We start from the raw sequence: 7900 nt of genomic DNA, 5'->3' as shown, positions 1-7900 counted from the left end.
CCCGCCCCAACCGACCCACAACCCCGGCCACCAACCACCAACAACCCAGCCGCCGCGCCCCACGAAGCACAAACACGGCAGCGGCAATCGCAGCAAAGGAGTCATCGTGCGCACGATATGGCGTATCTTCACACGCGATTTCAAGCGTATTCTGCGCAACCCGGTCGCAGTGGTGGTGACGCTTGGCGTGGCGGTGATCCCCTCGCTGTACGCATGGTTCAACATCCTCGCCAACTGGGACCCGTATTCGGCGACCGGCAACCTTAAGGTCGCCGTCGCCAACGAGGACAAGGGCACCGATTCCGATCTGACCGGCAAACTCAGCGCCGGCGAGCAGGTCGTCGAACAGCTCAAGAAGAACGATCAGCTCGGGTGGACGTTCGTCGATGCCGAGGATGCCTTGCAGGGCGTGCAGTCGGGCGAATACTATGCGGCGATCGTGCTGCCGAGCGATTTCAGCGCGAATCTGGTCAACTCGGTCACCGGCTCCGGCGAACGACCGAAGATCAAGTACTACGTCAACGAGAAGAAGAACGCGATCGCGCCGAAGATCACCGACACCGGCGCCACCACGATCGATTCGCAGATCAACTCGACCTTCGTGGCGACCGTCAGCGACGCGGTCGTCGAAGCGCTCACGAAATCCGGCAAGATCGTGCAGGACAAGACCCAGCAGTCGAAAACCGACATCGTCACGAATCTCAACGACGTGATCGGCAAGATCGACAAGGTGCGCGGCTCGATATCCGACATCCAAGGCACCCTGCGCACCACCGACCGGACGATCGCCGACGCGAAGCGCACGCTCGCCGCGCTGCGCAAACAGGTCGACGCCGCCGCAAAGGCGTCGAAGCGGTCGGCGAAGCTGCTCGCCCAGGCGCAAAGCGCCACGCAGCAATTCTCCGAAACGTCCACCGCCGCACTCGACACCGCCAGCGTGAAGCTGTCGAACATCGGCGTGCGCGTCAACACCTCCTCCGGGCTCGTCGTCGACAAGCTTTCCGCCGCGCAGAACTCGGTCAACTCGGTCATCGACGCCTATCAGCGGCCGATCGACCAGGCGGCGGCGCTCGTCGACGATCTGAAAACCGCGATGAACGAAGCGGGCATCAGCCGCGACGACCCGATCGGGCAGGCGATCTGGGCGCAGATCGATCAGATCGACGCCAAGGTGAGCGAGCAGCAGAAGCAGGTCGAGGACTTCCGGAAGGGCTCGAACACATTCATCGACTCGGGCAAGGACGCGGTCACCAATCTCAGCGACGCTGTCACCGACGGCACCGACTCGGGCCTGAGCGCCATCGGCTCCGCGCGCGCCACACTCACCGGCACCGTGCTGCCCGGCCTGAACGGCTCGCTCAACAGCTTCGCGATGATGAGCGGCACGATGTCGGGCACGCTCGAATCGCTGTCGGGCACGATCGACCAGTCGGATTCGCTGCTCACTCAGCTGTCCGACACGATCGATCAGGCGAAGACAACGCTGTCCGGCACCGACCGCTCCCTCAAATCGCTGATCGGCCAGCTGGACACGGTGCGCACCGATGTCGCCTCACTCGACAGCTCCGCGCAGTTCGGCAAGGTGCTCGACGCGCTCGACAAGAACCGCTCCAGCATCGGCCAGTTCATGAGCTCGCCGGTCGCGCTCACCACGAAGGTGGTGTATCCCACCGCCAACTACGGTTCGGCTGTCACCCCGTTCTACTCGAATCTTGCGCTGTGGGTGGGCGGTTTCGTGCTCATCGCCATCTACAAGCTGGAGGTCGATCGCGAAGGCATCCGCCGCATGAGCGTCACGCAGGCGTATCTGGGCCGCTGGCTGCTGTTCGTGCTCGTTGGCTTCATGCAGGCGGTGATCGCGATGGTCGGCGATCTGGTGCTGGGCATCCAGTGCGAGCATCCGCTGCTGCTGGTTCTCGCCGGCGTGTTCTGCTCGTTCGTCTATGTGAACATCATTTATGCGCTGGCGGTTGCGTTCCGGCATATCGGCAAGGCGGTGGCCGTGATTCTGGTGATCATGCAGATTCCTGGCGCGTCGGGCCTGTATCCGATCGAGATGATGCCGGACTTCTTCCGCAATCTGTATCCGTGGCTGCCGTTCACCTATGGCATCAATGCGATGCGTGGCGCGATCGCCGGCGTGTACGGCAACGATTATTGGGTGAATATGGGGCATTTGGCGCTGTATCTGCCGGCGGCGTGGTTCGTCGGGCTGATCGTGCGGCGGTACGCGCTCAATCTCAACGCGCTGTTCGATCGTCGTCTGGGCGACACCGATCTGATGATCACCGAGCATGGCAGCATCGAAAGCGAGCGGCTGTCGCTGGCATCCGTATTCGGCGAATTCTCCGATTCCGGCGAGTTCCGCGATGTGGTCAAGCGACGGGCGCATCGCTTCTTCGCCCGCTATCCGCAGCTGATTCGCAGCGGTCTGGCGCTGCTGATCGTACTGCCGTTCATCTTCCTGATTCTGCTGTTCGCGATTCCGGCGAAGATCACGATGCTGTCGTTGTGGATCGCGTCGATCATTGTGATCGATACGTATCTGATCGTCGTCGAATACATGCGCGATCGCTACGCGCGCCAGCTGGGCGCGAGCGCGATGACCGCCGACCAGTTCCGCGACGCGATCATGAACGGATACGTCGGCAAGCACGGCCAGCCGCGGCGCAGCGGATTGCAGCAGCTGTTCAGCCGATTCGGCGCGGATGCTGCTGCGGGAGCCTCCGTTGCTGCCGTTGCGACTGCGAATGCGAATGGTACTGCGGCTGCTGACGTTGCGGCTGCCGCCGGAGGGGAGGCTACGACGGTGATGCAGCCGATTGCGGCGGCTTCGTCTGCTGCCGTTGCGCCTCAGCCTGCGCCTGCGCCCGAACCTGAACCTCAGCCTGCCCTTGCGCCCGAGCCGAACGACGGGGAGACGACCCAGCAGCTGCCGCCGCTGGCTGCCCGCAACGACGACATGCCCAACTGGGGAGACGACATGCCCAACTGGAGAGGAGGCGCACGATGAGGAACATCTGGAGGATCTTCGCCCGTGACGTAAGCCACGCCACGCGCAACGTGGTCGCGATCATCGTGTCGATGGGCCTGGTGATCGTCCCCGCGCTCTACGCCTGGTACAACATCGCGGCGAGCTGGGACCCGTACGACAACACCAAGGCGCTCAAGGTCGCCGTCGCCAACACCGACAAGGGCTATAAGTCGGATCTCATCCCGATCCGCATCAACATCGGCGAAAACGTGACGAGCGCACTGCGCGCCAACCATGATCTCGACTGGCAGTTCGTCGACAAGGACAAGGCCGTCGACGGCGTCAACTCGGGCGAATACTATGCCGCGCTGGTGATTCCGCATAGTTTCAGCGCCGACATGATGACCCTGTTCTCCGACAAGATCACCCACGCGCAGATCGAATACTATCTCAACGAGAAAATCAACCCGATCGCGCCGCACGTCACCGATGCCGGCGCGACCACCGTCGCCACGACCATCGACCAGACGTTCACCAAAACGCTCAGCGAGGTGGCTCTTGATCTGACGTCCAACATGATGACGTACGCGCAAAGCCCGCAGATGAAGCAGTACGTGACGAACGCGACCGCGCACATCGACACGATGTCATCCGATCTGCGCGCCGCCGCGACCCAGGCCGACGCCTACGCCGGACTGCTCGGCGCGACCAGCAAGATCATCGATTCGACCGACAAGCTGATCGCCACGGCCGGCGACTCGGCGAAGTCGGCGAAGACGATCATCCAGCAGGGCACCGACGGTGCGAATCGTCTCGATAAGACGATCGCCGCCGCGTCGAGCAGCATCGCCAACGGACTCGACCAGTCAGTCAAGGCGTACGACGGCATCAGCGCGAAGATCGACAAGGCGTTCGGCGACGCCGGCACGCAGAGCGATCAGGTCGTCAAACTACTCAACTCGCTGCACGATCAGATTGCCGGCCATGCCGACGCCTATGCCGGCTACGCGGCCACATTGCGCGATCTGGCCGGCAAGGCCACGCTGTCCGTCGTAAAAAACGCGCTCAACAGGGCCGCCGACCGGGCGCAGTCGGTGCACGACAAGCTCGACGGCGTGGCCTCGTCCATCTCGAAAACCGTGTCCGACATCAACAGCGGCAAAACCAGCATCGAGCAAAGCCGCAAGGATCTCAAAAAGGAGATCGCCGACGCGCGCGCATCGGTGGAACAGGTCGCGAACGACTATCGCAAGAACCTCAAGCCGCAGCTCGACGCGCTCACCGGTTCGCTCGACGACGTGATCGCTCAGACCGACACGGTCATCGCCGGGCTCGACGCCACCTCGAACGGACTGTCCGACCTCAACGGCGACCTGACCGACAGCCTCGGCGACATGCAGAAGACGCTGGGCGAGGCCGCGAAGGAGCTCAACGCCTCCGCCGACAAGCTCGACGATCTGACCTCGCGGCTGTCCGGCGCGGCCAATGGCGACATGTCGAGCCTGTCGCAGATCACCTCCGCCGATCCGACCACCATCGCCACCATGCTCAGCGCGCCGGTCGGCGTGGACCGCATCGCCATGTATCCGGCCGCCAACTACGGTTCGGCGATGACCCCGTTCTACACGGTGCTGTGCCTATGGGTCGGGTCGATCGTGCTCGTCGCCATGATGACGGTCGTCATCTCGGATCGTCAGAAGGCGCAGATTCTCGGCCTTGGCGAGAGACTGCCGCTCGGTGAGCCGATGGGCATGCGCGAGGCGCTCGCCGCCGGGCGCACGATCGGCCCGGCCGCCATGCTCGACGTGCTCAACAAGCCGCGTCCCGAATCCCCCGGCAATGCGCGGCGCTTCGGCCTGCACCTCTATCAGGAGTATTTCGGGCGCTACTTGATCTTCGGTTCGCTGGCGCTGCTGCAGGCCACGCTCGTGTGCCTGGGCGACCTGTTCTATCTCGGCGTGCAGTGCGAGCATCCGCTGCTGTTCCTGCTGACCGGCTGGCTCACCTCGCTGGTGTTCTCGCTGCTGGTGTACACGCTCACCGTGTCGTTCGGCGCGATCGGCAAGGCGATTTCGGTGGTGCTGCTGGTCATGCAGGTCGCCGGCTCGGGCGGCACGTTCCCGATTGAGACGCTGCCGCCGTTCTTCCAAGCGGTCAGCAAGTGGCTGCTGTTCCCGTATGCGGTCGACGCGATGCATTCGGCGATGGCCGGCTCGTATGGTGCCGAATACTGGGTGTCGATGGGCAAGCTGGCGTTGTTCATCATCCCGTCGCTGCTGCTCGGATTGGTGCTGCGCAAGCCGGTGATTCGGCTCAATGACTGGATCATCCGCAATCTGGAGAGCACGGTCGTGATGTGATCGCGCGCGGCGAGCGCGCTTGGCTGACGCGTGGTGTGATCAAGCGCGAGCGCGCGGCCGATGGCGGAAGCGGGCGTACCCGCAGCAGCGTTCCACAACGGTACGGAGGTTACAATGGGCCATATGGTGCTTCCACTGATCGACGAACATCGATATGCCGAGGAAATGAACGGCAAGGTGCTGCCCGCCCTTGCCCAGTGCCGCGTCGAGGGTTGGATGGAACCGGCGCAGAGCGATGATCTTCTCGATCCGGCGGTTCCCGGGAAACTGCACTACGTGTGCTACGACGCCGCGAAATTCGACGCATTGCGCATCAATGATGCGACCGCTGTCTTCCGCGGCGCGATCGTCGTGTCGCATGGCTTTACGGAATTCGCCGCGAAATATGCGGAGATGGTGTGGTATTTCCTGCTCGCCGGCTATTCGGTATGCGTCTTCGAGCATCGCGGGCACGGCTATTCGGCGCGTGACGTCGGCAATCCATCGTTGGTGTGGATCGACGATTGGCGGCGGTATGTGGCCGATCTGGCGAAATTCTCCGATACGGTCGGCAAGCGGTACGCGGACGGCATGCCACTCAACCTGTTCTGTCATTCGATGGGCGGCGCGATCGGCATCGGCGTGCTGGAACAGCACCCAACGCTGTTCGACAAGGCCGTGCTGTCGTGCCCGATGGTCGCGCCGGCGACCGGTATGCCGAACTGGCTTGCGGGCGTGCTCGCCGAACTGTTCTGCTGCATCGGACTCGGACGGCATAAGGTGTTCGGACAAAGCGAATTCACGTCCGAACTGAACATGGACGATCATCCAGGGGCGAGCGAGGCGCGCGTGCGCTGGTTCCAGCAGCAGCGCATCGATGATGCGCGTCAGCAGACCTATGCCGCCACGTTCTCCTGGGTGTGTCAGGCGGTGCGCATGTCGCGCGCGATTCAAAGGCCGGAGGCGTGTGCGAACATCGAGACGCCGATTCTGATGTTTCAGGCTGGACGCGACGTGTGGGTGCTCAACGAGCCGCAGAATCGCTTTATTGCCGCGGTCAACAACAGCGGCGGCGACGCGACGCTCGTCAGGTTCGACGATTCGCTGCACGAGATCTTCAGCATGCCGAACGCGATTCTCGACCCGTACCTGCGCCGGATTCTTGATTTCTTCGACTCGCCTGAGCTGCCGCAGCTCATGTGACGCAGCTTGGGACGTGGATCTGGCTTGTTTTGCGATGCATCTTGCAGTTGTGTGTACCGCTGGTTGGCGATCGGGGAAAAACGGGCAGCTTCCGTCGTTTCTTTGGTATCGAGGAACGGCGGAATTGCAACGATTGTGGGATTGCTGCCTCGAGGCCTTGTCGGCGTGCACTCGCCTGGCGGTACACACAACTGCAAGATATGTGTCGCAGAGTAAGGGCTTCGAGCCGAGATGAGCCGGATCGTTTGTTGGTGAGACAGCTCTCTACGTAGCCAACCGGCCGGACTGTCGTCCGGGAAGCCGGGAGAACAGTACGCTGTACTGTTCTCCCGGCTTCCCGCGTGTTGGCGGCGCTCGCACAGCTCGCTGCATAGCCAACCGCGCTCGTAAGCTGTGCTTATGCTTCCAGCGCGTTGCGCAGGAAGGCGCGCTGCAGCAGCAGGAGGTTTTCGGCGACGGTCTCGTCGTTGGTCATGTGGGTGATGCCGGTGAGCGGCAGGAACGTGTGCGGGCGCCCTGCGGCCATCAGCGCCTGACTGAGCCGCAGCGAATGTGCGATCGTCACGTTGTCGTCGGCGAATCCATGAATCAGCATCAGCGGTCGGCGCAGCTTCGGCGCGTCCGCAATGATCGAATTGCGCTCGTAGACCGCCGGGTCAAGTCCCAGATACCGTTCGGTGTAATGCGTGTCGTACAGCGTCCAGTCGGTGGGCGGCGCACCGGCGCATGCGGCCGCGAACACATTCGGCGCGTCCAGCACCGCCAGCGCGGACAGGAATCCGCCATACGACCAGCCGATCATGCACACCTTGTCGAGATCCGGCATCGGAAGCTGGCGGCAAGCGGCGTCATCAACCGTGCCCGCAGCAATCGAATCGTCATCAGCCGTGCTGTCGCCGGTTGCGCTGACTGTGCCGGTTGCGCAGGCTACGTTGGCTACGCTGGCATCAGCCGCAACGGAAGCTGCCGCAGCCGCTGCGACACCGGCCCGCGCCACATTGATCGCCGCGATCGCGCCCGGCAGCGCGCGTACCGCCTCGACCTGATCGGCGAGCGTCACGTCCTTCATATTCTCGAAGATCGCACGATCCCAACGCGGGCCGCGTCCGGTGGTGCCGCGTCCGTCGGCGGTGACGACCAGGAATCCCTGATCCGCCCACCACTGCGCGTCCCAGTAGTAGGCCTGCGATGCGACGACCTGCTGGAATCCGGGGCCGCCGTACGGCTTCATCAGCACGGGCAGCTTGTTGGCGTGCGCGTACGGGCTATCGGCGCTCGGCGCGATGATCGCGGTGTACAGTCTGTGTTCGCCGAGTCGCGTGAATGTCACGTTCGGTGTGAAGCCGGGGGTTGCCGCATGGTTGGCGATCAGCGCGGCGTCGGG

The 7900-nt window shown here is 63.3% G+C and carries 4 protein-coding genes; 3 read left to right on the top strand and 1 reads right to left on the bottom strand.

What is annotated here, in order from left to right; all coding sequences use genetic code 11:
* Positions 1-106: 106 nt before the first annotated feature.
* From EHS19_RS03360 to EHS19_RS03350, 3 genes are all read left to right on the top strand, one after another.
* Positions 107-3013: a YhgE/Pip domain-containing protein gene (locus EHS19_RS03360; protein WP_175578269.1), complete on the top strand. Its 2907-nt coding sequence runs from the start codon at positions 107-109 to the stop codon at positions 3011-3013.
* Entirely contained in the window at positions 3010-5334 is a 2325-nt protein-coding gene (locus EHS19_RS03355; RefSeq protein ID WP_151916385.1) for a YhgE/Pip domain-containing protein, read from the top strand. The genes EHS19_RS03360 and EHS19_RS03355 overlap by 4 nt, the downstream gene beginning before the upstream one ends.
* Positions 5335-5457: 123 nt before the next feature.
* Positions 5458-6516, top strand: coding sequence for an alpha/beta fold hydrolase (locus EHS19_RS03350; RefSeq protein ID WP_151916384.1), 1059 nt, complete (start codon positions 5458-5460; stop codon positions 6514-6516).
* Between the two features lie 397 nt (positions 6517-6913).
* Here EHS19_RS03350 and EHS19_RS03345 read toward each other — a convergent pair.
* Positions 6914-7900, bottom strand: a 987-nt coding sequence (locus EHS19_RS03345) for a prolyl oligopeptidase family serine peptidase (RefSeq protein WP_151916413.1), incomplete at its 5' end; no start/stop codon positions are given.

The sequence above is a fragment of the Bifidobacterium jacchi genome (genome assembly GCF_009078285.1).
Classification (GTDB): Bacteria; Actinomycetota; Actinomycetes; order Actinomycetales; family Bifidobacteriaceae; genus Bifidobacterium; species Bifidobacterium jacchi.
This window is presented reverse-complemented; position numbering and strand designations above follow the sequence as displayed.